The organism is Aeromonas molluscorum (assembly GCF_051376105.1).
Taxonomy (GTDB): Bacteria; Pseudomonadota; Gammaproteobacteria; order Enterobacterales; family Aeromonadaceae; genus Aeromonas; species Aeromonas molluscorum.
This window is the reverse complement of sequence record NZ_JBPQCY010000002.1, coordinates 18,375-39,811: the sequence shown is the minus strand read 5'-3', so window position 1 is coordinate 39,811 and position 21,437 is coordinate 18,375. Positions and strand designations below refer to the sequence as shown.

General features: G+C 60.0%; 24 protein-coding genes. 9 read left to right on the top strand and 15 right to left on the bottom strand.

Going from position 1 to position 21,437, the window contains the following annotated elements:
* Positions 1 to 94: 94 nt before the first annotated feature.
* Both ACSMDR_RS10775 and ACSMDR_RS10770 read right to left on the bottom strand, forming a co-directional pair.
* Entirely contained in the window at positions 95 to 217 is a 123-nt protein-coding gene (locus tag ACSMDR_RS10775) for a hypothetical protein (protein WP_152435948.1), read from the bottom strand.
* Positions 218 to 707: 490 nt separating this feature from the next.
* Entirely contained in the window at positions 708 to 1,730 is a 1,023-nt protein-coding gene (locus ACSMDR_RS10770) for a LacI family DNA-binding transcriptional regulator (RefSeq protein ID WP_436468273.1), read from the bottom strand.
* Between the two features lie 252 nt (positions 1,731 to 1,982).
* Here ACSMDR_RS10770 and ACSMDR_RS10765 point away from each other — a divergent pair, with 252 nt between their 5' ends.
* The 3 genes from ACSMDR_RS10765 to ulaA are packed head-to-tail and all read left to right on the top strand — an operon-like array spanning position 1,983 to position 4,056.
* Entirely contained in the window at positions 1,983 to 2,426 is a 444-nt protein-coding gene (locus tag ACSMDR_RS10765; protein WP_005894035.1) for a PTS sugar transporter subunit IIA, read from the top strand.
* Positions 2,427 to 2,458: 32 nt separating this feature from the next.
* On the top strand, positions 2,459 to 2,746 hold the full coding sequence (locus ACSMDR_RS10760) for a PTS sugar transporter subunit IIB (protein ID WP_436468272.1): 288 nt from the start codon (positions 2,459 to 2,461) through the stop codon (positions 2,744 to 2,746).
* Between the two features lie 53 nt (positions 2,747 to 2,799).
* The gene (ulaA, locus tag ACSMDR_RS10755; RefSeq protein ID WP_005894031.1) at positions 2,800 to 4,056 is read left to right on the top strand and encodes a PTS ascorbate transporter subunit IIC; all 1,257 of its coding nucleotides are present in this window, start codon (positions 2,800 to 2,802) and stop codon (positions 4,054 to 4,056) included.
* Positions 4,057 to 4,125: 69 nt separating this feature from the next.
* Here ulaA and waaA read toward each other — a convergent pair whose 3' ends face one another.
* From waaA to ACSMDR_RS10725, 6 genes are read right to left on the bottom strand one after another with little or no spacing between them, the layout of a single operon-like run.
* The gene (waaA, locus tag ACSMDR_RS10750) at positions 4,126 to 5,391 is read right to left on the bottom strand and encodes a lipid IV(A) 3-deoxy-D-manno-octulosonic acid transferase (protein ID WP_436468271.1); all 1,266 of its coding nucleotides are present in this window, start codon (positions 5,389 to 5,391) and stop codon (positions 4,126 to 4,128) included.
* Between the two features lies 1 nt (position 5,392).
* Positions 5,393 to 6,508, bottom strand: a complete 1,116-nt coding sequence (gene waaF, locus ACSMDR_RS10745; RefSeq protein WP_436468270.1) for a lipopolysaccharide heptosyltransferase II — start codon at positions 6,506 to 6,508, stop codon at positions 5,393 to 5,395.
* The gene (locus ACSMDR_RS10740) at positions 6,505 to 7,791 is read right to left on the bottom strand and encodes a PIG-L deacetylase family protein (RefSeq protein ID WP_436468269.1); all 1,287 of its coding nucleotides are present in this window, start codon (positions 7,789 to 7,791) and stop codon (positions 6,505 to 6,507) included. The genes waaF and ACSMDR_RS10740 overlap by 4 nt, the downstream gene beginning before the upstream one ends.
* Before the next feature lie 3 nt (positions 7,792 to 7,794).
* On the bottom strand, positions 7,795 to 8,940 hold the full coding sequence (locus ACSMDR_RS10735; RefSeq protein WP_436468268.1) for a glycosyltransferase: 1,146 nt from the start codon (positions 8,938 to 8,940) through the stop codon (positions 7,795 to 7,797).
* Positions 8,937 to 10,274: an O-antigen ligase family protein gene (locus ACSMDR_RS10730; RefSeq protein WP_436468267.1), complete on the bottom strand. Its 1,338-nt coding sequence runs from the start codon at positions 10,272 to 10,274 to the stop codon at positions 8,937 to 8,939. The genes ACSMDR_RS10735 and ACSMDR_RS10730 overlap by 4 nt, the downstream gene beginning before the upstream one ends.
* Before the next feature lies 1 nt (position 10,275).
* Positions 10,276 to 11,364: a glycosyltransferase gene (locus tag ACSMDR_RS10725; protein ID WP_005894021.1), complete on the bottom strand. Its 1,089-nt coding sequence runs from the start codon at positions 11,362 to 11,364 to the stop codon at positions 10,276 to 10,278.
* 308 nt (positions 11,365 to 11,672) lie between these two features.
* Here ACSMDR_RS10725 and ACSMDR_RS10720 point away from each other — a divergent pair, with 308 nt between their 5' ends.
* Positions 11,673 to 12,470: a glycosyltransferase family 2 protein gene (locus tag ACSMDR_RS10720; protein WP_436468266.1), complete on the top strand. Its 798-nt coding sequence runs from the start codon at positions 11,673 to 11,675 to the stop codon at positions 12,468 to 12,470.
* A gap of 68 nt (positions 12,471 to 12,538) precedes the next feature.
* Here the strand turns inward: ACSMDR_RS10720 and ACSMDR_RS10715 are convergent, their stop codons facing one another.
* A complete protein-coding gene (locus ACSMDR_RS10715) occupies positions 12,539 to 13,579 on the bottom strand; it encodes a glycosyltransferase family 9 protein (protein WP_436468265.1) in 1,041 nt (346 codons plus the stop codon).
* Positions 13,580 to 13,714: 135 nt separating this feature from the next.
* Between ACSMDR_RS10715 and coaD the strand changes: the two genes are divergently transcribed.
* Positions 13,715 to 14,200 (top strand): pantetheine-phosphate adenylyltransferase, encoded by a 486-nt coding sequence (gene coaD / locus ACSMDR_RS10710; RefSeq protein WP_436468264.1) that lies wholly within the window; start codon positions 13,715 to 13,717, stop codon positions 14,198 to 14,200.
* Between the two features lie 59 nt (positions 14,201 to 14,259).
* On the opposite strand, the gene ACSMDR_RS10705 is transcribed toward coaD, so the two are convergent.
* The 6 genes from ACSMDR_RS10705 to radC all read right to left on the bottom strand — a co-directional run bounded on the left by ACSMDR_RS10705 (position 14,260) and on the right by radC (position 17,903).
* On the bottom strand, positions 14,260 to 15,135 hold the full coding sequence (locus ACSMDR_RS10705; protein ID WP_436469307.1) for a VirK/YbjX family protein: 876 nt from the start codon (positions 15,133 to 15,135) through the stop codon (positions 14,260 to 14,262).
* A 167-nt stretch (positions 15,136 to 15,302) separates the two neighbouring features.
* Entirely contained in the window at positions 15,303 to 16,115 is an 813-nt protein-coding gene (gene mutM, locus ACSMDR_RS10700; RefSeq protein WP_436468263.1) for a bifunctional DNA-formamidopyrimidine glycosylase/DNA-(apurinic or apyrimidinic site) lyase, read from the bottom strand.
* Between the two features lie 15 nt (positions 16,116 to 16,130).
* The gene (locus ACSMDR_RS10695; protein WP_436468262.1) at positions 16,131 to 16,586 is read right to left on the bottom strand and encodes a hypothetical protein; all 456 of its coding nucleotides are present in this window, start codon (positions 16,584 to 16,586) and stop codon (positions 16,131 to 16,133) included.
* Positions 16,587 to 16,676: 90 nt separating this feature from the next.
* Positions 16,677 to 16,844, bottom strand: coding sequence for a 50S ribosomal protein L33 (gene rpmG / locus ACSMDR_RS10690; RefSeq protein WP_005323752.1), 168 nt, complete (start codon positions 16,842 to 16,844; stop codon positions 16,677 to 16,679).
* Between the two features lie 11 nt (positions 16,845 to 16,855).
* Positions 16,856 to 17,092 (bottom strand): 50S ribosomal protein L28, encoded by a 237-nt coding sequence (gene rpmB, locus ACSMDR_RS10685; protein ID WP_005321271.1) that lies wholly within the window; start codon positions 17,090 to 17,092, stop codon positions 16,856 to 16,858.
* A 136-nt stretch (positions 17,093 to 17,228) separates the two neighbouring features.
* Complete coding sequence (radC, locus tag ACSMDR_RS10680; RefSeq protein ID WP_436468261.1) at positions 17,229 to 17,903, bottom strand: RadC family protein; 675 nt, start codon at positions 17,901 to 17,903, stop codon at positions 17,229 to 17,231.
* A gap of 144 nt (positions 17,904 to 18,047) precedes the next feature.
* On the opposite strand from radC, the gene coaBC reads away from it, so the two are divergent.
* The 4 genes from coaBC to ACSMDR_RS10660 all read left to right on the top strand — a co-directional run bounded on the left by coaBC (position 18,048) and on the right by ACSMDR_RS10660 (position 21,392).
* Entirely contained in the window at positions 18,048 to 19,250 is a 1,203-nt protein-coding gene (gene coaBC / locus ACSMDR_RS10675; RefSeq protein WP_436468260.1) for a bifunctional phosphopantothenoylcysteine decarboxylase/phosphopantothenate--cysteine ligase CoaBC, read from the top strand.
* 39 nt (positions 19,251 to 19,289) lie between these two features.
* Positions 19,290 to 19,748, top strand: a complete 459-nt coding sequence (gene dut, locus ACSMDR_RS10670; protein WP_436468259.1) for a dUTP diphosphatase — start codon at positions 19,290 to 19,292, stop codon at positions 19,746 to 19,748.
* Between the two features lie 70 nt (positions 19,749 to 19,818).
* The gene (slmA, locus tag ACSMDR_RS10665; RefSeq protein WP_042042770.1) at positions 19,819 to 20,415 is read left to right on the top strand and encodes a nucleoid occlusion factor SlmA; all 597 of its coding nucleotides are present in this window, start codon (positions 19,819 to 19,821) and stop codon (positions 20,413 to 20,415) included.
* A 140-nt stretch (positions 20,416 to 20,555) separates the two neighbouring features.
* The gene (locus ACSMDR_RS10660; RefSeq protein WP_005900557.1) at positions 20,556 to 21,392 is read left to right on the top strand and encodes a mechanosensitive ion channel domain-containing protein; all 837 of its coding nucleotides are present in this window, start codon (positions 20,556 to 20,558) and stop codon (positions 21,390 to 21,392) included.
* Positions 21,393 to 21,437: the final 45 nt, after the last annotated feature.

The window sequence follows — 21,437 nt, the reverse complement described above, 5'->3', positions numbered from 1 at the left end:
TCTAACGAGCAGATGTCCCGCCACCAAGCCCGCTTTGCGATAGCCAAACAAATCAGGCGGGCCCTTGGCCCGCCTGAACTTGTACTACTCGGTCTCATTGGTCGTCTAAGTCGTCATCAAACTGCCAACTGTCGTCGTCCAACTCCTCCAACTGCTCTTCCCAGGATTCCGGCTCCCAGTCATCGTCGAGCTCGTAATCCGGCTTGTGTCCACCCATGCTCGTTCTCCTTGGATAGTGCACCCGCCCTCAAAGTCTATCCAGAAAAATGGGGCTCGCCAGTCAAGGCAGGATCAAAGTTTGACCAGAGTGCGGCCCGCAATCCGGCCTGGTGTGATGGCTTGGGCAGCTTCCACCACCGGCTCCAGCCCGATCTCGGTGGCCGCCGATGAGAAGCAGCTGGCGAACAGATCCCGCGCCAGTCGCTACCACGCCAATTGGCGGCACACCAGTGGGCACAGCGCAATATTCCCCTTGCAACCGCATATGGCGCAGTATGAAGGCCATGACGCTGGTCGGCAGATCGAAACCGCCCGCCAGCATGGCTGGTGAGACTAGCGGTACCGATGCACATGACCTGGCGCTCAGCCAGCTAGGCCCGGCAGCCGACTCTCAGCCAGCCGGGTCAGAGTTGCCGTGGTCTGCCATCTTGATTGCCCAGTAGCAGTACCTTGAACATGGTTGCCTGTCGAGATGGTGGCGTCACCCGTCAGCTGCTTTGACGTTTCTGCAGTTGAAAATCCAGGGTCAGGGCGGCGCCCATGACAGGTTCGCCAGCCAGCTGGCGCAAGATAAGCTCGGCAGCCTCCTGCCCCATTTTGCGATAGGGGATCCGGACCGAGGTGAGCGCCGGATAGCAGGCGCGCGCCACATCCAGATCGTCGAATCCGGCGATGGCGAGCTTGCCAGGCACGCTCAGGTGACGACGCTGGCACTCGAACAACACCCCCGCCGCCAGCTCGTCGTTGACGCACACCAGTGCATCCAGCTCGGGCCAGCGCAACAAAAACTCCCCCAGCATGGCGGCCCCGGTGCTGAAACTCGGCAGCTCAGAGGTGTTGATGATGGCATCGGGGGAGAGGTAGTTGTCCAGCAGTGCCTTCTGCCAGCCCTGCATGCGCTGTTGCAGCATCCACTGTTCCTGGCGGGCACAAAGAAAGCCGATGTTGCGATAGCCGCGCTCGATGAGATGACGGGTCAGCTGATAACCGGCATCGAAGTTGGAGACCCCTACATTCATGTCGACAGGGTTGCGCGCCATGGCGCCCACCTCCACGACCGGCAGGCGGGATGCTTTCAGGCGGGCACGGATGGTCTCACCGGGATCGCCACCAAACAGCACAACAGCAGCCGGGTTATGCTGCAAAAAGCTGGTCAGCAGGCTCTCTTCCTGCTGCTTCAGGTGCTGGGCATCCCCCAGCATTATCTGGTAGCCCTCATCGAGCAGGGTCTGCTGCAGCCCGGCGATCACGTCGCCGCAACCGCGCTCGGTCAGGCTGGGCACTATCACCACTATGGTCTGGGAGGTGGCGGAAGCGAGCGCACCCGCCGCCCGGTTGGGAATGTAGCCGAGTTCATCCACGGCGGCGTCGATGCGCTCGCGCATCTTGTCTGACACCAGCTCGGGGGTGCGCAGGGCACGGGACACCGTCATGGCACCCACTCCGGCCAGCTGGGCCACATCGTTGAGGGTCACCCGACCCGTGCTACGGCGCTTCTTCGCTTCTGACATCCCTTCCCTTCCTCGACATACGGGTGCTCACTTTAAGGCAAAAGTGCGGCACTGACTATTTGCTCAAACCGGATTTTACCCCCTTTGAGCGAGTGACGGGGCAAGATGAATCCCACTCATGGCATAAATGATAGCGCTATCACAATTTCATGTTAGCGCTATCTGGTAGCGCTAACTTTCGGGATCAGGCTCACAGTTATCGCGGGGCAAGATCGCTAGATTGGCGCCATCTCATCCAGCCGGATCATTGCCATGCTGACTCAACTGCTGACCGAAGAGGTCATTTCCATCGAAACGGGAGCCCGCGACTGGCGTCATGCCATCGAGCTCGCCACCGCTCCCCTGCTGGCCAACGGCACCATAGAGCCCTCCTATGTGGCGGCGCTGTTTCGCTCCCACGAGGAGCTCGGCCCCTACTATGTGCTGGGCCCGGGTCTGGCCATGCCCCACGCCCGCCCGGAAGATGGCGTCAATCGTCTCGGCCTTGGGCTGACAGTGCTGAAAACCGGGGTCAATTTCGGCTCCGAGGGCAATGACCCGATCCGGCTGCTCATCACCCTGGCCGCCAGCGACAGCAACTCCCACGTGGAGACCATCGCCCAGCTGGCCGAGCTGTTCATGAACGAAGAGGACGTGGCGGCCATCATGGCGGCCGACACCAAAGACGACATTTTGCGCATTCTGGCACGTTACTGAGCGGCGCCCTGCGCCCGACAAAGGAAGAGACGATGAAAATTCTGGTTGTATGCGGACACGGCCTGGGCACCAGCCTGATGATGGAGATGAGCATCAAGAGCATCCTCAAGGAGCTGGCAGTCACTGCCGAAGTGGATCACAGGGATCTCGCCTCCGCCAGCAGCGAAACCGCCGAGATGTTCGTGGCTACCCGCGACATCGCCGAGCAGCTCATCAGCATGGGGGTCAACGGCCGGCTGGTGTCCCTGGACAACATGGTCGACAAGGCCGCCATGAAAGAGAAACTCTCCATCGCACTGCGCGAACTGGGCGCTCTCTGACCACCTGACTTCGCGGCCTGCGGGCCGCCTCTTCCATCTGATTGGAGCTGACCATGGAATTTTTCAATTTTCTGATGTTTGACGTGCTGTCCGAGCCGGCCGTGCTGGTCGGCCTGATCGCGCTCATCGGCCTGATTGCCCAGAAGAAACCGGTGACCGAGTGCATCAAGGGCACGGTCAAGACCATAATGGGCTTCGTCATCCTGGGGGCCGGTGCCACTCTGGTGGTGAACTCGCTGGGCGATTTTGCCACCATCTTCCAGCACGCCTTCGGCATCAAGGGCGTGGTTCCCAACAATGAAGCCATCGTCTCCATCGCCCAGCAGTCGTTCGGCAAAGAGATGGCGATGATCATGTTCTTCGCCATGCTGGTGAACATACTGATCGCCCGCCTCACCCCGTGGAAATTCATCTTCCTGACCGGCCACCACACCCTCTTCATGTCCATGATGGTGGCGGCGATCCTCTCCGCTGGCGGCATGAGCGGCATTCCGCTGATCGCGGTCGGCAGCCTGGTGGTTGGCGTGACCATGGTGCTGTTCCCGGCCCTCGCTCACCCCTACATGAAGCAGATCACCGGCTCGGACGAGGTGGCTCTCGGCCACTTCTCCACCATCTCCTATGTGCTGGCCGGCTGGATCGGCGCCAAGTTCGGCAACAAGGCCCACAGCAGTGAAGAGGTGCAGGTGCCCAAGAGCCTGCTGTTCCTGCGCGATACTCCTGTGGCCATCTCCTTCACCATGGGCATCATCTTCCTCATCACCTCCGCCTTTGCCGGGCCCGAGTTCGTCACCAGCGTTGCCAAGGGCAAGCACTGGTTCATGTTCTCCCTGATGCAGTCCATCACTTTCGCCGCCGGCGTCTACGTGATCTTGCAGGGGGTGCGCATGGTCATCGCCGAAATCGTGCCGGCCTTCAAGGGGATCTCCGACAAGCTGGTCCCGAACGCCAAACCTGCGCTCGACTGCCCCATCGTCTTCCCCTACGCCCCCAACGCCGTGCTGATCGGCTTCCTGTCGAGCTTCACCGCCGGTTTGGTGGGCATGGTGTTGCTCTACCTGCTGGGGCTCACCGTCATCATCCCTGGCGTGGTACCGCACTTCTTCGTCGGCGCGGCGGCCGGGGTGTTCGGCAACGCTACCGGTGGTCGCCGCGGTGCCCTGCTTGGTGCCTTCGCCAACGGGCTGCTGATCACCTTCCTGCCGGTGTTTCTGCTGCCTGTGCTGGGGGATCTCGGCTTTGCCAACACCACCTTCAGCGATGCCGACTTCGGTGTGGTGGGCATACTGCTCGGCCTGATAGTGCGCTAATCCTCAGCCCGCACGACAAACAAAAACGGAGCGCCATGCGCTCCGTTTTTTATGTCCGTCTGCCCGGATTCAGTCGTTCTCCAGGCTGGCGAGGCTGTGAGACAAGGTGCGCGCCAGCGCCCCCTGATTGCGCAGCACCACGGCGCGGGCCTGCTCGCCCATCTCCCGGCACCGGCTCTCGTCGGCCAGCAGCGCGCTCACCTGCTCCCCCAGCGCGGCGGCATCCATCACCAGGGCCGCGCCACCCTGGGCCACCAGCTGGCGGGTGATATCGCTAAAATTGAAGTAGGCGGGGCCGCTCAGGCAGGGTTTGCCGAGCGCCGCCGGCTCCAGCAGGTTGTGACCGCCGACCTTCACCAGACTGCCGCCGACGAAGGCCACATCGGCCGCCGCCAGCATCAGCGGCAACTCGCCCATGGTATCGCCGAGATAGACCTTGTCCGTCTCGCGGATCGGGTCGCCGCCGGTGCGCCGCACACAGCCGTAAGGAACGCACAGCTCGGCCACCCGATCGAAGCGCTCGGGGTGGCGCGGCACCAGGATCAGCAAGGCCCGGGGGTGACGTTGCAGCACTAGGTCAAACGCCGCCAATACCTGCTCATCCTCACCCTGATGGGTACTGGCGGCGATCCAGACCGGCCGATCTACGCCCAGGGCAAGGCGCAATGCATGTCCCTTGGCCTGCACCTCGTCACCCAGCTGGATATCGAATTTTATGGAACCGGTCACCGCCAGCCGCCCCCGACCTATGCCAAGCCGCGCAAAGCGATCCGCATCGTCCTGATGCTGGCAAAGCAGATGGGTCAGCGGTCGGCTGAGGGTATCGAACGCCCCCTGAAAACGGGCATAGCGCTGGCAGGAGCGTTCCGAGAGACGGGCATTGATGATGGTCACCGGCAGATGGCGCGCCTCGCAGGCCGCCAGCCAGTTCGGCCACAGCTCTGTCTCCATCACCCAGAGGGCGCGAGGCTGGATGCACTTGAGAAAAGCGGCCACCGCCCAGGGGTAATCGAGGGGGGCGTAGCGATGCACCACCAGATCGCCGAGCTTGGCCGCCTGCTCGGCGCCGGTGCGGGTGGTGGTGGTGAGCAGGATCGGCAAATCCGGCCGCTCGGCCTTGAGTGCACGGATGAAGGGACTGATGGCCAGGGTTTCACCCACGCTGACCGCATGGATCCAGAGCGGCGCCTCCTGCCCACTGGCCGGCGTCCGCCCCAGATGCTCGGCCCAGCGCGCACCAAAACCAGGCTTGCCTCTCTTCGGTTTGTAAAGCGCCAGCAGCGCCAGCGGCAAGCCCAGGTGGATCAGCAGGTTGTAGAGCAGCCGATAGCCCATGTTATTTCGGCTCCGACCGCTTGCTCGCACTGGCAACAAAATTCGGCGGATCGACCGGTTGCAATGCGATCAAGCGATCCGGCGACTCGCTGTACTCCAGGCGCTTGCCCGCCTCTATCACCTGTTCAGGCATCAGCTCGATCAGGCACTTTAGGTGGCCGAACTTGCAAGTGCGCTTGAAACAGGGGCGGCACTCGATGTCGGTGTGCACTATCTCGACCCTGTCCGCCAGCGGCGGCGTGTAGAGCGGCGAGGTAGAGCCATAGACGCCGATCAACGGCCGGTTGAGGGCGGCGGCTATGTGCATCAGGCCGGAGTCATTGGAGATGACCCGCCCGGCCAGCGCCATCAGATCGATCGCCTCATACAGGTTGGTCTTGCCCGCCAGCACGTGGCAGTTAGGGCGCGACAGCGGATTGATCCGCTCGCGTATGGTGTTGGCTACGGGCACATCCTTGCCGGAGCCGAAGATCCACACCTGCCAGCCCTCATCCAGATACTTCTGCGCCACCACGGCGTAGTGCCCTTCCGGCCAGCGCTTGGCCGGGCCGAACTCGGCCCCCGGACAGAGCACCAGCACGGGGCGAGCGACATTGAGCCCCAATCGCTCCAAGGCCTTGCCCTGATTAATCAGGTCAACGTTGAGCGAGGGGTGGGGAATGGCGGGAATATCGGCCCGACTCTTCATCTGCGCCTTGGGATAGGCCAGCGCCAGATAGGCTTCCACCATCAGCGGAAAGGCAGACTTGTTGCTGCGCATGTCGTTGAGCAGACCGAAGCGGTGCTCCCCCTTCCAGCCGGTGCGCACCGGTATCCTGGCGAACCAGGGGATCAGTGCCGACTTCATGGAGTTGGGCTGGATGATGGCCTGATCGTACTTCTCGGCAGCCAGCAGCTTGCCGAGCCGACGCCGCTCCCCCAACTTGAAGTCACCGTGGCCAAGGGGCATGGGCACCGCCTTGTCCACCTCGGGCATCCGCTCGAGCAGGGCGCCGCACCAGGCCGGCGCCATCACGTGCAGCTCACAATCCGGGTGGTTGGTCTTGATCGCCTTGTAGAGGCTCTGGGACATCACCATGTCGCCGACCCAGGAGGGGCCGATCACCAATATCTTCATGCTTGTTCTGTTCCTGCGTCTTGCAACATGCCGCTCACGAAGTCGTCGCCGGATACCCAGCTGAACACCTCATGAGCCTTGATGTGAGTCTGAAAATAGCTGTGCAGGCCATAGTGGTGATAACCATCTCGTCTGACGGTACGGCCCCACCAACGTTTAAGGCGCTTCTCCAGCCTGTCTTTGGCATGCAGATCGTGCATCGTCTCCATGGCAACCACTTTCTCCTTCTGCCGCGCCAACGACAGAGGGTGGCTGTAACAGTGCCAAGACCCCAGCCTGGAGTGTTCGCTGTGCCAAGGGGGCAAGGTGGTGCCCGCATGCTCGGGGCCATAAGGGAAATCATGGACCCGGCGCAGGTGATTCGCATAGAGCAGCACCCGGGCAGGGCAGTACCCGCTCTGCTGGATTGCCAGCGCCAGCGCCTGGGCGGTGGCGACATGATCCCCATGGGGATCTACCTCGGGGTGGGTCACCAAGACGCTGCTCGGCCTTACCCGCGCCAGCAGCGCCGCGAGATCCGCCACCAGCAACCGGCCACTGTTGGCTGCCTGCTCGTCCCCCGGCAACGACTGGGGATTCCAGCGTCGAAACGGCGCCGGCGTCAGCTCTGGCAACTGGGCATGGGCGACCAGGCTGTCCGGTTCGGCCACCAGCCTGGCCAGGCTGTCATTGAAGTAACCCAGACAGAACAGGCGAGCGGCACTGACTCCGGCCAGCAGCGGCGTAGTCACACTGTTCCAGGCTCGGATCGCCCCCTTGCGTGCCGAGGCGCTCGGCAAATCGCGGTCAAGGCCAGGAATGTACTGGCGATCCAGTCGGTTGAGCTTCTCCCCCGCACTCAGGGTCACTATCCAGCTGCGCTCGGCATGGTCACTGTAGAGACCAAAAGCGGCCAGCTCGGCATCGTCCGGATGGGGAGAGAGGATGAGCAGGGGGCCATCTTCCAGCGCCGGGTTGGCGAAGGCCAGCAGGCGGGCCTCTGCTTGCCAGCGACAATCCCGGCCCCGCAGTTGTATTTCGTCCAGGCGGGTCAAGCCAGTCAGATTGAGGAAGCGTCGGCCACGCTGATTTGCCTCGAAGAACTGCTCCTGACTCACCCCTTCTCCAACGATGCCGATGCACCCCTGGCGACGTTTGTGAGTCGCTTCGTAGCCAAATTCCAGCAACAGGGTGTGATTGGCGAGTTCGCCAGGGACGACGGCCTCCAACCGACCATCAGGTAGCACATTGACGGGGGAAACCCAGCTTGGGGCCAGGGGGTAACTGTGATCCAGGATCGTCATGATTTAATCCTCAATGAGGGCGAGGAAACGGCGGGCTATCTCGCCATCGTCGAATCGGTCAACCCAGTGGGGCAGGATCTGGACAGGGTCAGCCAGCGCTTCACGCATCTTGGCGGCCAGTGCGGCCTCATCATGAGCGGCCAACAAGCGGGTCTGCTCTTCGATCAGCACCTCGCGAATGCCACCCGGCACATCGGTAGCGACGGCCTGAGTGCCGCAGGCCAGGGCTTCAATAAGCACCAACCCTAGCCCCTCGGTTCTGGAGCTGAGTATGAAAGCTTCAGCCCCTGCCACCCAGGGATAGGGATTGGCTTGATGACCGAGCAGTATCACTCGCTCATCCAGTTCCAGCGTCTGTATCAGCCGCTCCAGCACGGTCCGTTCGCTGCCCTCCCCGATAATCACCAGCTTGCAGTCGAGTTCCGCCCGTTTGAACGCCCGCAGCAGCAGAGTCTGATCCTTCACCGGCACCAGACGCGCCACGTGAACCAGGAAGGGCACCGTAATGGGGGGATCTTGGGCAAGCTGCGCCAGCTGACGTACCCGTGCCAGGGGGACACCATTGTGGATCACCGTCTGGCGGGTCGGCCGGACCGAGAAGTGTGACAGCATCTGCTGCAGCACCTCGGCGATCCCCTGGGAAACGCAGATCACCTGCTTGTCCTGGAACAGCTTGGCGGCGAGCCAACCGCCGAATCGATAGTGGCGCAACTTGGAAGAAGGTCCCTCGACCAGTTGCCAGCAGCGTGGGTCATGCAAATCCCACAGCAACTCGAATGCCCCCTGGCCCCGGATCAGGATCTGATCGAAAGCACCATACTGCGACTCCCACTCGGCGATCCGCGCCTTGGCCAAGGCACTGGTGCGCCAGCCGGTCCACACAAAACCTGAGCCTGGCACCAGGTGTTTAAGCAGGCCCCGTCCCAGCAGATCGCAACTCGACCCCAGCAAGCCACGCCGGGCTTCCCGCTCGATGTCGCCGCCCGCATGCAGATGCACAGCAGGGTCCGGTGTCAGTCTGGCATCGCCACGCAGTACCCAGACATGCACTTCATGGCCCTGGGCTGCCATGGCGTTAGCCAGGGTAATAGTGGCCTGCTCTATCCCCCCGGCTTGCAAGCGACGCAATATGATGAGGATGCGTCTCATAGGGCCCTGTCCGCCCACCCTTGCGGGTAGCGGCGGCGCCAGCAGAGGGTGATCAGACCGCCGAGAATGATGTTGAACACGAAAGTGCCGGTACCAAACGACATGTAGGACTCAAAGTTGTTCACAATGATCCAGAAGACAAAGAAGCAGAAGCCAAACACCAACACATCGGTCGGCATCAGCTTCGCCCGCCACGCAAGCCAACAGTCACGACCGATGACAATGGCCAGGGCAAGCAGCATGAAGGAGCCAGCCAACCCATAGCTGAGCTGAATTTCAAGGAAATAGTTGTGCAGATGACCAAACTGCTGTTTGACCCAGTCGGGCAGCACGGCGGAATGGCTGATTACCCGGCTGCGAGCCTGGGATCCCCAACCAAACCAGGGGCGCTCAGCTATCTTGTTGGCGGCAACCTTCCAGGTGTTGGCACGTATTCCGACGCTGGTGTAGGGAATATTGTCCCAGTCGCCGTGCAGCAGTTGCTGGATGACAGGCGCTTCTTGCTGATATCGCTGCTCAACATGGGCGAGACCACGCTGACCCAAGGTGAAGAACAGCAGCGTAGTACCTGCGATCAGGAGGCCGAGCAGCCACCAGCGTGGACGCTTGAGCCAGACCCAGAATACCAAGGCCAGCAGCAGGGCCGCAAAAATCGCAATAAAAATGGCACGGGTCTGGGTCACCATAATCCCCAATACCGCCACACAAAGAACCCCTGACCAGAGTGGCAGCCGCCACCAGCGCTGTGGCCCCACCGATAACCAACGCTGGCTAAAGCAGAGGCAACCCAGCATCAGGGTACCGAAGTACATGGCAATATGCTGGGCGTTGCGGATGCCAAAATCGACTCGCAGCCCTGACAAGCCTTGTTGCCAAGTGGTCCAGTCGGCAGGCGACCCTAGCACAGTGGCCAGCAGTCCCAAGGCGGCGATGCCCCACAGCCAGAAGACATTGCGCAATCTGCCGGCCAGCAGCACGGCGGTGGCGAAGAAGAAGAAGATCTTAGTCAACCGATCGAGATGAGGGTTCGAGCTGGTGATGACGGTCGGTTCCAGCAGGCCCAATAGCCAAGGGATCAGCTGCACCAACAACGCCAGCCACACAAACTTGAAGTAGATGTCCAGCCCCATGCGTCTGTGGGAAGTCAGCATCAGCAGCAACGTCATGGCAAGAAAGCCTGCCTCCATCGCCTTGCCGACGCCACCAAACCAGATACGGCAGAGGGCATACAGCAGCAGGCAGGCTACCCCCAGCATCCTCAAATAGGGCGTTATTCCTGCTCCAGCGACACCGCTCCAGCGCACATCCATGTTTTTTATTATGTTGTTATTCAATTTATGGTGCTCGTTCTGCTAGTGACAGGGCCTCGAACTGCGGTAACACGCTCTCGGCGAGGAAAGCCTGGTAATAGTCGGCAGTAATAGTCACAGGAGAGGCATCCATCCGGGCGATGGCATCGGCCAGCGCGGCTTCATCCTGCAGTGGCACCAAGAAGGCAGCCAGCTCACCGGTCAAGATCTCTTTCGGACCTGACGGACAATCGACACTCACTATGGGAGTGCCGAGGAAGAGCGATTCGATCAACACCCTTGGCAAGCCTTCACCATCCGAGGTCAGGATCAACGCCTTGGCCTGCTTGATATAAGGGTAGGGATTGGTCTGATAGCCGGGCAGGATCACCTGCGCCTCAAGATCCAGCTCACGAATGAGCGTACGCAATCGTGCTTCCTCCTCCGGCTTGCCCTTGCCCAGCAGCAGCAAAGGAGTGCTGACGCCACTGGCTTTATAGGCACGCAACAGCCGATCATGACGCTTGCGATGCTCAAAGGTGCCTACGTTGATCAAGTATTCCCCCCTTGGTACCTCGGCGGGTTCGGCAGCCATGCGCACGAAGCCATCTCGCTCATAGGGGTTGTAGATGGCCAGGATCCGCTCAGGTTTGAGCTCGGCATCCTGCAACAAGCCATCTACCACCCCCTGGGAGCAACCAATCACCTTGCGACCATTGTAGAAACGCTGCAACTTGGCCTTTGCCTTCGCTTTGCTCTGGGGGGTATAGCGGGAAGCGAGCATGTTGCTCTTCACCCAGAACCAGAGGTTGGGGTGCCTGATATGGCGAGTGATCTTGTCGCAGGAGCAGGAGAGCACCACATGGGGATCCAGGCGACGAATGGCTCGGGCGATGAACCAGGCCTGCCCTTTTTCCAGCAGCACATTGGAGATGGCCTTGGTGACACCATTGACCAGCGCCAAGTTGATCACCTCGAGGCCGGGAGGAAGACGATGCTCGATCAGGTCACGCAATATGAAGACAGTCACCTGATGGCCGCGCTGGCGCAGCCCTTCCGCCGTATTGATGAGAGACTTCTGCGCGCCGCCACCATACAAATCTTCAATCACGAATACGAAACGCTTGGAGTTCATGCATCATCTCATCAAGAAATAACATCGGTAACCGAGTGGGTTGCCGGTCGACCCGCCCGCCATGACCAACACCCAGCGATGCTAGCTGACGGGTGAGTACTGTAGGGGTGAGTAACACCCTAGTCTGGGTGAATATTCATCCTGGCTGCCAATAAATTAATCGTAACAGCCATAAATCTGCACAACTCACGGTTAGCGAGCAAATCATATCCGGGGATTTTCCGTGACCCCCTGCGGCAAGTCAAACTTTGCCCACCAAACTTGAATCAGGATAGAATGGGGCTCACCTCCCTTTGCCGGTTATTTCCATGGAACAACAAGAAGCTGTCACCCTGGCGGTGGCCCTGACCACCTTTAACAGCATGCGCTGCCTGCCTATGGTGCTGGACAGCGTGCAAGGGCTGGCACAGCGTATCGTGATTGTCGACTCGGGCTCCACCGATGGCACCCGCGAGTACGCGGCCGAGCGCGGTTGCATCGTCATCGAACGCCCCTGGCCAGGTCCGCTCAAGCAGAAAGTCTTCGCCATGGAACAGTGCGCCCCGGCCAAGTGGATACTGCTGCTTGATTCTGACGAATCCCTCGAACCGGAGCTGAGAAGCGACATGGAGCGAGTGCTGCAAGAAGATGACCCCAGCATCAGTGCCTGGGAGTTCCAGCGCAAGATCTGGTTCCTCGGCGGCTGGCTGCATCACATGTATCAACCGGAATGGCGCCTGCGCCTGGTGCGCAGCGATCAGTGGCGAATGGAGGGCAAGATGGACCTCTATCACGACAAACTGGTCACTGATGGCAAGGTCGGCAAGCTCAAGGGCATCTGCCGCCATGACTCCTATGCCGACATCAAAGATGCCGTGATGCGTGCCCAGCGCTACGCCGAACGCGCCGTCGGCCGGGAAATGAAAGGAGGCCGCTGGTATGACTTCGCCTGGTGCATCGTCGATGTGCTATGGCGTCACGGCATTCGGCAGCGCGCCTTCCTCGATGGCAAACGCGGCCTCATCATGCTCGGCATTACCATGGCCTCCAAGCTGATCCGTCAGGCCTACTTCTGCCAGCAGCGCCTGCAGCCGCCCAAGAAAGATTGGGAAAACCCGGTCGTCTAACGCGACGCGCTTGACCAACACGTTATCATCAGGGCCCATAATGGGCCCTGAATCATTTGTGTCACCGGTCAGCTCGCCTGCCAGAGCGGCTTGCCCCATTGGGCAATGGCACTGGCCATGGTCTTGGGATCGAGCTGACTCATGTCCTCCGGATGGTCACTGTCCTCCGGCGGGCTGAAGGCCAGGTGGCGTCCCTCCTGGTTGAGCGGGCGCCAGCGCAGCGGCGTGGCAGAGCGATGGGCCGGGAAGAAGCCCACAGTCGGCACATCCAGGGCCGCCGCTATGTGCAGGGGGCCCGTGCTACCGGCCATGAACAGAGCGGCATTGGCCAGCACTTGGCAAAACTTTGGCAAGCCTTCATCCGAGCGATAGATCCAGCCATTGCCGCCATGGGCCAGCAATTCGGCCGCCAACTGCTCCGCCTTACTCTCCTCCCCCGGACCCGCGGTCAGTACACACTGCAGCTCGGGACAACCCTGGTTGAGTTTGATGATGAGCCGGGCGTACTGCTCGATGGAGAGGTTATTGGCCGAGCCACCACTGCCGGCATGAACCATCAACCAGGGGCGTGTCTCATCGAGACCAAGCTTGTGCGCCGTCTGGGTACGTACCTCGGCAAGAGATTGGCTATCGAAGCTCAGATAAGGCGCTTGTGGCTCAATCACTGTCGCCTGTTGATCGGTCAGGAAGTGACGGATCAAGTCGAGATTGTACTCATACTCCGGCTTCTGGGAGCGGGAGCGGCGTTGCACCAGCCGCTGGTTGTAGAGCACCTGGGCCAGCTTGGTCGCCGGTGCCAGCCGATAAGGGATATGGGCTTTCCACACCAACTTGGCGTTACGGGTATTGGAAAAGAGGCAGATGGAGGCATCGAAGGCGGCCGCCTTGACACGTGCCAGCAGGGCACGTTGTTGCTCCTTGTCGGCGTGAGCGCCCGGATCCAGGATCACCTCGTCAATCCAGGGGCAAAGCCGGGCCAGCGGCGCCGTGTAGCCTGGAACCAGGGCAGTCACATGGCAATTCATGGAGTGCTTGAGCATGGCGAAACTTGGCCAGGCCAGCATGAAGTCACCAATCTTGTCATTGCGAACGACCAGAATGCGTTTCATAAGAGATCCCTTTGCTCCCCACCATCAAGAGGGGGAGGCTGAATGCGCGATGGGGGTATTCTTGCCTGATGCACTGCTATTCTCAAGCGACGACCTTATAATGCGACCAATTTTCCGGTTGCAGGACGCCAATACATGAGCACCAGGGTTATCTATCCGGGGACTTTTGATCCCATCACCAATGGCCACACCGATCTGGTAGGTCGTGCCGCCCAGCTGTTTGACGAGGTCGTGGTCGGCGTGGCCAACAGTCCCAGCAAGCGACCACTGTTCGATCTGGCCGAGCGGGTCGCTCTCGCCCGCGAGGTCACGTCTCATCTGGGCAACGTCACTGTGGTCGGTTTCTCCGGCTTGCTGGTCAATTTTGCCCGGGAGCAACATGCCAATGTGCTGATCCGTGGCTTGCGTGCTGTTTCCGACTTCGAATACGAATTCCAGCTAGCCAACATGAATCGGCGGCTAATGCCCGAGCTGGAGAGCGTCTTTCTGACCCCGGCCGAGGAGAACTCCTTCATCTCCTCCAGCCTGGTGAAAGAAGTCGCCCTGCACGGCGGTGACATTCACCAATTTGTCGATCCCAGAGTCTGTCTGGCGATCGCCGCCAAACTCGCCAAGCCATGAACCACGGGCGCATCAAACCAAGACTCATCGAAAAAGAGCAGGCCTTGGCCTGCTCTTTTTCATTTGGCCCGGTTAAACCGCACCCGACTGGATAACGCCAGGGTATCGAGCCACTCATAGCGGCGCCGATACATGGCCCGCTTCTTCGAGGCTATCTCTTCCAATGGCTTGCGCCCGACCGGCATCAGGCTAACGAAGTTATCATCCAGCTCCTGCGCCCCAAACTCCTGCCACAGCTCGTCATAGTCCGCCTGCAAGTTTGCCTTCTGCTTGCTGCTGTAGCGTTTGGCCTGAAACACATGGGCTCGCTTACGCACCGCATCGACTCGCACAGCCCCCATTGCCTCGGCCAACCCGAGCACCAGTATCACCACCAGTGACTTGGGCCTCAGACCATGACCCTCCTTGGTCAAGTCGCGCACCCTCTCCTGTGCCTGGGCAACCCCGGGTTCGGGGCCCTGCACCGAGCCAATCACCAGACGCAGGGCGTCGGGTTGTCCGGCAAAAGAGAAGGCGCAGCTATAGAGTCGCTGCCCCTGCTCATCAATAATGGAAACCACCAACTCGGCCTCGCGCCTGAAGGTACCATCGTGACGCAATACGATGCGGTAGCCACTCTGGGGATAAAGACCCAGCTCAATTCCCTCAGCCAGATAGAGGGGGGCAATCAGCTCGGGATAGTAATGTTGCAACAAGCGGTAGTGTTCGACCAGCATGGCGGCCCGCTGGCGGGCATTGGATCGGGCAAAGCGATAGGGACGCAGCGGCTTGTCGAGCAGTTCGGGGTACTGAATTGGCAGCGCCTTGAGCTGGTCGCTGCAAAACAGTTCGAATACCTGGGCCATGGACCTGCGATAGAGCAGACTGCGCAGCACAAACTTGCCACGCTTGAAGAACAAGCGACTGCCTCCATCCGGGTAGAGGTAACGCGCCATGGCGAGTGCGCCATAATGGGGTTGACGGGAGAGTTGCTCCCAACCGAACGAGTTGCTCGTCATATCCTGCTCCTGCCGCCTGAATGGGGGGCGATCCTAGGAGTGACGAGCGCTCACTGCAATCGGCTGGCAACACTTGCTTACAACTTACCCAAATAAGTCTCTTGTCAGTATTGGCAGTGGCTGCAAAACACCGTGGTACGCTGGCCGATACGGATCTCGGTCAGCGGCAACTGGCATTGATAGCAAGGCTGGCCGCCCCGGCCATAGACCTGCAACTGCTGCACGAAATAGCCTGGCTTGCCATCGGCACTGGTGAAATCCTTGAGGGTGGTACCACCCTGGTGGATCGCCTCGGCCAATACTCGCTTGATCTCGGCCACCAGGGTCCCCAACCGCTCGCCACTCACCTCGCCTGCCGCCCGCTTGGGGTTAATACCAGCGGCAAACAACGCCTCATTGGCGTAGATGTTGCCAACACCGACCACCACATGGTTATCCATCAGGAAGGTCTTGATCGCTATGCTGCGCCCCTTGGCCCGGCCCTGCAGATACTCGGCATTGAAGGCCTCGGTGAGCGGTTCCGGGCCCAGCTTGGCGAGCAGGGCATGGGCCTCGGCGGGCTCGCGGGTCCACAGCAGCGCCCCGAAACGGCGTGGGTCGTTGAGGCGCAACAGCTTGCCATTGGCCAGCTCGATATCCACATGGTCGTGTTTCTCGGCCGGGGTGCCGATGTTGAGCACCCGCAGGCTGCCGGACATCCCCAGATGCAGGATGGCGGTGCCAAAGTCAGTCTCCAGCAGCAGGTATTTGGCGCGGCGACTGACCCTGCGGATAGTGAGATTGACCAGTTCCTGGATCTCACCCGGAATGGGCCAGCGCAGACGACCATCGCGCACCACCACGCGGGTCACTTCGATGCCGGTAAGCCAGGGGGAGATGCCCTGGCGGCTGACTTCAACTTCGGGTAACTCGGGCATCTTATCCTCGCAGACTCAGGGTGTGGGTTTGAGCAGGGCGCGATACTGCTCTGTGCTAAGCGTCAGCCAGCGATCCTGGCCCAGGCGAACGGCATAACGGCCATTATCCTGATAAAGCGCCAGGCTCAGAGGCTCCCCCTGCCCGGCCAGCCAGAGTCTGAACTCGACCGGGGTACCACGCAGCGGTTCACTCGGCAACAACTGCCAGCCTTGCCACTGCTCAACTTGGCGGCTCAGAGCTGCGTTGTCTAGCCCCAGATCCGGCACAGTGCGCCAGCCTTGCCCCATTCGCTCCAGGGTCCAGCTCGGTCCTTGCCAAGTCAGCACCACGGCGCCCTCCGGCAACAAGCCATGCAAACGCTGGGCGCTGTTCGCTTGTTGGGCCTGCTCAAGGCGATGCAGCAGCACTATCACCACCAATACCGCTATGATGATGACGTTGTTCCAGCCTTTACGGCTCAGTTTTACCATGACAAGCCTCCGTTCGAGTCGGCAGTGTACTGAATTTGAGCCATAAAAAAACCCGGCACGAAGCCGGGTTTTTGAGACAAATTCAAGTGGTTACTTGATTTTGCCTTCTTTGTAGATCACATGCTGACGAATAACGGGATCAAATTTCTTGATCTCCATTTTTTCGGGCATGGTGCGCTTGTTCTTGGTAGTGGTATAGAAGTGACCAGTACCGGCGCTGGAGTTCAGACGAATTTTATCGCGAATACCTTTAGCCATGATCTAATTCCTTATACCTTAACGCCGCTGGCACGCAGTTCAGCCAGAACCACTTCAACGCCGCGCTTGTCGATGATACGCATGCCTTTTGCGGATACGCGCAGGCTCACGAAGCGTTTTTCACCCTCAACCCAAAAACGGTGAGTGTGCAGGTTCGGCAGGAAACGACGCTTGGTAGCGTTGTTAGCGTGCGAACGGTTGTTACCAACTGCCGGGCGCTTGCCGGTTACTTGGCATACTCTAGACATGTCAGTCTCTCCAAATCTTACTTCATTGCTCGAGCAAATATCTGCCCCGCTGGCCTTCGATTGCGGGGCAAACAGAAGGCGGCATTTTATACAGCATCCGTGATCAAAGATCAACTAATACAGAGCCAGAGCCCGGTTATAACCAACCACGCTCTGCAAAAGAAACCGTGATGCCGTCACCGATCACCAAGTGATCCAGCACTCTGATATCGATCAGGGCCAAGGCGGCCATGATACGATCTGTGATCTGACGGTCGGCCCTGCTGGGCTCGGCCACGCCAGACGGGTGATTATGCGCCAGAATCACGGCCGCTGCATTATGTTTGAGTGCTATCTGCACGATTTCTCTGGGCCAGACGCTCGCCGAATCCAGGGTGCCGTAGAAAAGTTCGACAAACTTGATCACCCTATGCTGATTGTCGAGCAGCAGCAACGCAAACACTTCCCGCGGCCTGTCCCGCAGCTGGGCCTGCAAATAGTCCCGGGTCAGCTGGGGCGAGGTGAGCGCATCCCCCCGTTGCAGCTGCTCGGCCAGATGACGTTTACTCATCTCCAGCACCGCCTGCAATTGGGCATATTTTGCCGGCCCCAGGCCATGGGCGGCGCAAAAAGCCTGCTGATCTGCACCGAGCAGGGCCCGCAGTGAACCAAACTCCCGCAATAATTGCCGGGCCAGATCCACGGCGCTCAGGCCGTTGACGCCGGTGCGCAGGAAGATGGCAAGCAATTCGGCATCGGACAGACCCACCGCCCCCTGCAGCAGCAATTTTTCGCGGGGACGCTCTCCCGCCGGCCATTCCTTGATACTCATATGTTTCCCAATTAAATCTACTGACAGAAAACATAGCAAAGATTGACGAGAGCCTGACCACAAGTCACCCATGACAGCCTCTGTCGTCACCCTCAGGCTGTGCTATCTTAGCCGACCAGTCAGAACGAGCCGGAAGCAAAGCAGATGAGATTGGCCGACAAACGCATCCTGTTGGGTGTCAGCGGTGGTATCGCCGCCTATAAAAGCGCCGAATTGGTGCGCCGTCTGAAAGAGCAGGGTGCCGAGGTGCGGGTGGTGATGACCCGTTCCGCCAAGGAATTTATTACCCCGTTGACCCTGCAGGCGGTCTCCGGTAATCCTGTCGCCGATAGTCTGCTGGATCCCGCAGCCGAAGCTGGCATGGGCCATATCGAGCTGGCCAAATGGGCGGATCTGGTACTTATCGCCCCCGCCAGCGCCAATCTGATGGCACGCATGGCCGCTGGCATGGCCGACGAACTGCTGACCACTCTCTGCCTGGCAACCCCCGCCCAGGTGGTTGTCGCCCCCGCCATGAATCAGCAGATGTATCTCAACGCGGCCACTCAGGCCAATCTCCAGACCCTCGCCAGCCGCGGCATTCTGCTATGGGGACCGGATTCCGGTAGCCAGGCCTGTGGCGACGTGGGCCCCGGTCGCATGCTGGATCCTCTCGACCTGGTCGAGCGCTGCTGCCAGCAGTTAACCGCCGCCCCCCTGCTCGCCGGCGTCAGACTATTGCTCACTGCCGGACCGACTCGCGAGGCACTGGATCCGGTGCGCTTTATCAGCAACCACAGCTCCGGCAAGATGGGTTACGCCATCGCCCGCGCCGCCCGTGAAGCGGGGGCCGACGTGACGCTGGTCAGCGGCCCGGTCGCCCTGGCTGCCCCTCAAGGGGTGGCGCGAGTCGATGTGGAGAGCGCCCTGCAGATGCATCAGGCGGTGATGAACCGGGTCGACGAGTGCGATCTCTTCATCGGCTGCGCCGCCGTGGCCGACTATCGTCCCACCCAGGTCGCCAGCCAGAAGATCAAGAAAACCGGTGACAATGACCAGATGGTGCTGACCTTGGTCAAGAATCCCGACATCATCGCTGAAGTGGGGGCGCTGCCGAACAAACCCTTCACGGTCGGATTTGCCGCCGAAACCGTGGATGTGGAACAATATGCCCTCGGTAAATTGCAGCGAAAGCGGCTGGACATGATAGCCGCCAACGATGTATCCCAGTCCGGGCAAGGCTTCAACGCCGATGACAACGCCCTTACCGTCTTCTGGCAAGGGGGTCAAGCTACCCTGCCACTGGCCGATAAGCTGACGCTGGCTCGTCATCTTGTCGCCCTTATTGCGCGCCACTATCGACCCTGAGTCCCCAAACTTGGGGCCATTCCAACTGACGAAAGATCCATGAACACACAAATAGAACTGAAAATCCTGGATGCCCGCATCGGCACCGAATTCCCCCTGCCTGCCTACGCCACGCCGGGCTCGGCCGGCATGGATCTGCGCGCCCTGCTCAACCAGGCCATCACCCTGGCACCAGGTGAAACCACGCTCGTCCCCACCGGCCTTGCCATCCATATTCAGGATCCGGGCTTGTGCGCCACTATATTGCCCCGCTCCGGTCTGGGTCATAAGCACGGCATAGTGCTCGGCAATCTGGTCGGCCTCATCGACTCCGACTACCAGGGTCAGCTGATGATCTCGGTCTGGAACCGTGGCAGTGACAGCTTCACCGTTCAGCCAGGTGAGCGCATCGCCCAGCTAGTGATCATGCCCGTGGTGCAAGCCAGCTTCCAGCTCGTTGAAGAGTTTGATCAGAGCGAACGGGGTGAAGGTGGGTTTGGTTCTTCTGGTCGTAAATAACAAGACCCAGCGCAGCCCTGGCTGCGTGGCTAATAACAGAATCAAGCCATTGTTTTTTTTAGGGGAATCCATGGCAAGCAGTAATCAGAAACAGAGTCGGCGCGACCAGATCCTGCAGGCGCTGGCCCATATGCTGGAAACCAGCCCGGGTCAGCGTATCACCACGGCCCGACTCGCGGCCGAGGTTGGCGTTTCGGAAGCGGCCCTCTATCGTCACTTTCCCAGCAAAGCACGGATGTTTGAGGGACTGATCGACTTTATCGAGGATTCCCTGCTGTCACGGGTCAACATGATCCTGGCCGACGAGAAAGACACCATGACCCGCTGCCATCACATCTTGCAGCTGCTGTTGGTGTTTGCGGAGCGCAACCCCGGTATCACCCGTATCCTCAACGGCGATGCGCTGCTGGGTGAGCATGACAGGCTGCGGGATCGCATCAGCATCTTGTTTGACAAGCTGGAGACCCAGCTCAAGCAGGTGCTACGCGAGAAGCGGTTGCGAGAAGGCCAGGGGTTCCAGCTCGACGAAACCATGTTGGCCAATCTGCTGCTGGCCTATGCCGAGGGGCGGATCAGCCAGTTTGTCCGCTCCGAGTTCAAGCTCAAACCGACTGCAGATTTTGAAGACCAATGGCAGTTTATTCGCAGCCAGCTGCTGCAGAGTTGACCCCAAATAGACGAGGAGGCACTTGGCCTCCTCCGTTTTTTATGGCAAAAATTAACATCTCACGAACCACAACGACCCAAACTGTCGCAATGCGCTGTTATAGTCCGTGGTTTTGATTAATTCGCCCAACAGGAAGTGTTATGGAACCCGAAATGCTCACCAGTGCTCAGACTTGGCTCGTCAACAATCAGGGACTGCTGCTCGAGTATGGTGTCAATATCACCGCAGCACTGATCACCCTGCTGCTCGGTTATATTGCCACCAACCTCATCAGTGGTGGTGTCGAGAAGGTCATGAAGGCCCGCAACCTCGACGCCACTATCACCCACTTCGTCGGCAGCGTACTCAAGTACGGCCTTCTGGTATTCGTGGTGCTCGCCGCCTTGGGTCGTGTCGGGGTCCAGACCACCTCCTTCATCGCCATCATTGGTGCCGCCGGTCTGGCCATAGGCCTGGCGCTGCAAGGCTCACTCTCCAACTTCGCCGCCGGTTTCCTGCTGATTATCTTCCGCCCCATCAAGTCCGGGGAATTCATCGAAGTGGCAGGGACTTCTGGTGTGGTGCAATCGGTACAGCTGTTCACCACCACGCTCACTTCCGCTGACAACAAGATGGTAGTGGTGCCCAATTCCGCCATCCTCAACGGCAACATCATCAACTACTCGCGCATGGACACCCGTCGGGTCGACATGACCTTCGGCATCGGCTACGGCTCTGACTTGCGCAAAGCCAAGTTGGTACTGGAGCGTCTGGTCAACGAAGAGCCACGCATCCTGAAAGAGCCGGCGGTCACTATTGCCGTTGCCGCTCTGCTCGACTCCTCGGTCAGCATAGTAGTGCGCCCCTGGGTCAAGACCGGCGACTACTGGGGTGTCTGGTTTGACTTCCACGAGCGGGTGAAGCTCGCCTTCGACGCCGAAGGCATCGAGATCCCCTTCCCGCAGATGGCATTGCACATGCACAAGCCGCAAGCCTGATTGGCTGGCAACAAAAAAGCCGCTCATTGAGCGGCTTTTTTGTTG

What these genes read in the sequence shown, in the direction of transcription:
- ACSMDR_RS10775 (WP_152435948.1), bottom strand. Translation starts at nt 217, where the DNA reads ATGGGTGGACACAAGCCGGATTACGAGCTCGACGATGACTGGGAGCCG.
- ACSMDR_RS10770 (WP_436468273.1), bottom strand. Translation starts at nt 1,730, where the DNA reads ATGTCAGAAGCGAAGAAGCGCCGTAGCACGGGTCGGGTGACCCTCAAC.
- ACSMDR_RS10765 (WP_005894035.1), top strand. Translation starts at nt 1,983, where the DNA reads ATGCTGACTCAACTGCTGACCGAAGAGGTCATTTCCATCGAAACGGGA.
- ACSMDR_RS10760 (WP_436468272.1), top strand. Translation starts at nt 2,459, where the DNA reads ATGAAAATTCTGGTTGTATGCGGACACGGCCTGGGCACCAGCCTGATG.
- ulaA (WP_005894031.1), top strand. Translation starts at nt 2,800, where the DNA reads ATGGAATTTTTCAATTTTCTGATGTTTGACGTGCTGTCCGAGCCGGCC.
- waaA (WP_436468271.1), bottom strand. Translation starts at nt 5,391, where the DNA reads ATGGGCTATCGGCTGCTCTACAACCTGCTGATCCACCTGGGCTTGCCG.
- waaF (WP_436468270.1), bottom strand. Translation starts at nt 6,508, where the DNA reads ATGAAGATATTGGTGATCGGCCCCTCCTGGGTCGGCGACATGGTGATG.
- ACSMDR_RS10740 (WP_436468269.1), bottom strand. Translation starts at nt 7,791, where the DNA reads ATGACGATCCTGGATCACAGTTACCCCCTGGCCCCAAGCTGGGTTTCC.
- ACSMDR_RS10735 (WP_436468268.1), bottom strand. Translation starts at nt 8,940, where the DNA reads ATGAGACGCATCCTCATCATATTGCGTCGCTTGCAAGCCGGGGGGATA.
- ACSMDR_RS10725 (WP_005894021.1), bottom strand. Translation starts at nt 11,364, where the DNA reads ATGAACTCCAAGCGTTTCGTATTCGTGATTGAAGATTTGTATGGTGGC.
- ACSMDR_RS10720 (WP_436468266.1), top strand. Translation starts at nt 11,673, where the DNA reads ATGGAACAACAAGAAGCTGTCACCCTGGCGGTGGCCCTGACCACCTTT.
- ACSMDR_RS10715 (WP_436468265.1), bottom strand. Translation starts at nt 13,579, where the DNA reads ATGAAACGCATTCTGGTCGTTCGCAATGACAAGATTGGTGACTTCATG.
- coaD (WP_436468264.1), top strand. Translation starts at nt 13,715, where the DNA reads ATGAGCACCAGGGTTATCTATCCGGGGACTTTTGATCCCATCACCAAT.
- ACSMDR_RS10705 (WP_436469307.1), bottom strand. Translation starts at nt 15,135, where the DNA reads ATGGCGCGTTACCTCTACCCGGATGGAGGCAGTCGCTTGTTCTTCAAG.
- mutM (WP_436468263.1), bottom strand. Translation starts at nt 16,115, where the DNA reads ATGCCCGAGTTACCCGAAGTTGAAGTCAGCCGCCAGGGCATCTCCCCC.
- ACSMDR_RS10695 (WP_436468262.1), bottom strand. Translation starts at nt 16,586, where the DNA reads ATGGTAAAACTGAGCCGTAAAGGCTGGAACAACGTCATCATCATAGCG.
- rpmG (WP_005323752.1), bottom strand. Translation starts at nt 16,844, where the DNA reads ATGGCTAAAGGTATTCGCGATAAAATTCGTCTGAACTCCAGCGCCGGT.
- rpmB (WP_005321271.1), bottom strand. Translation starts at nt 17,092, where the DNA reads ATGTCTAGAGTATGCCAAGTAACCGGCAAGCGCCCGGCAGTTGGTAAC.
- radC (WP_436468261.1), bottom strand. Translation starts at nt 17,903, where the DNA reads ATGAGTATCAAGGAATGGCCGGCGGGAGAGCGTCCCCGCGAAAAATTG.
- coaBC (WP_436468260.1), top strand. Translation starts at nt 18,048, where the DNA reads ATGAGATTGGCCGACAAACGCATCCTGTTGGGTGTCAGCGGTGGTATC.
- dut (WP_436468259.1), top strand. Translation starts at nt 19,290, where the DNA reads ATGAACACACAAATAGAACTGAAAATCCTGGATGCCCGCATCGGCACC.
- slmA (WP_042042770.1), top strand. Translation starts at nt 19,819, where the DNA reads ATGGCAAGCAGTAATCAGAAACAGAGTCGGCGCGACCAGATCCTGCAG.
- ACSMDR_RS10660 (WP_005900557.1), top strand. Translation starts at nt 20,556, where the DNA reads ATGGAACCCGAAATGCTCACCAGTGCTCAGACTTGGCTCGTCAACAAT.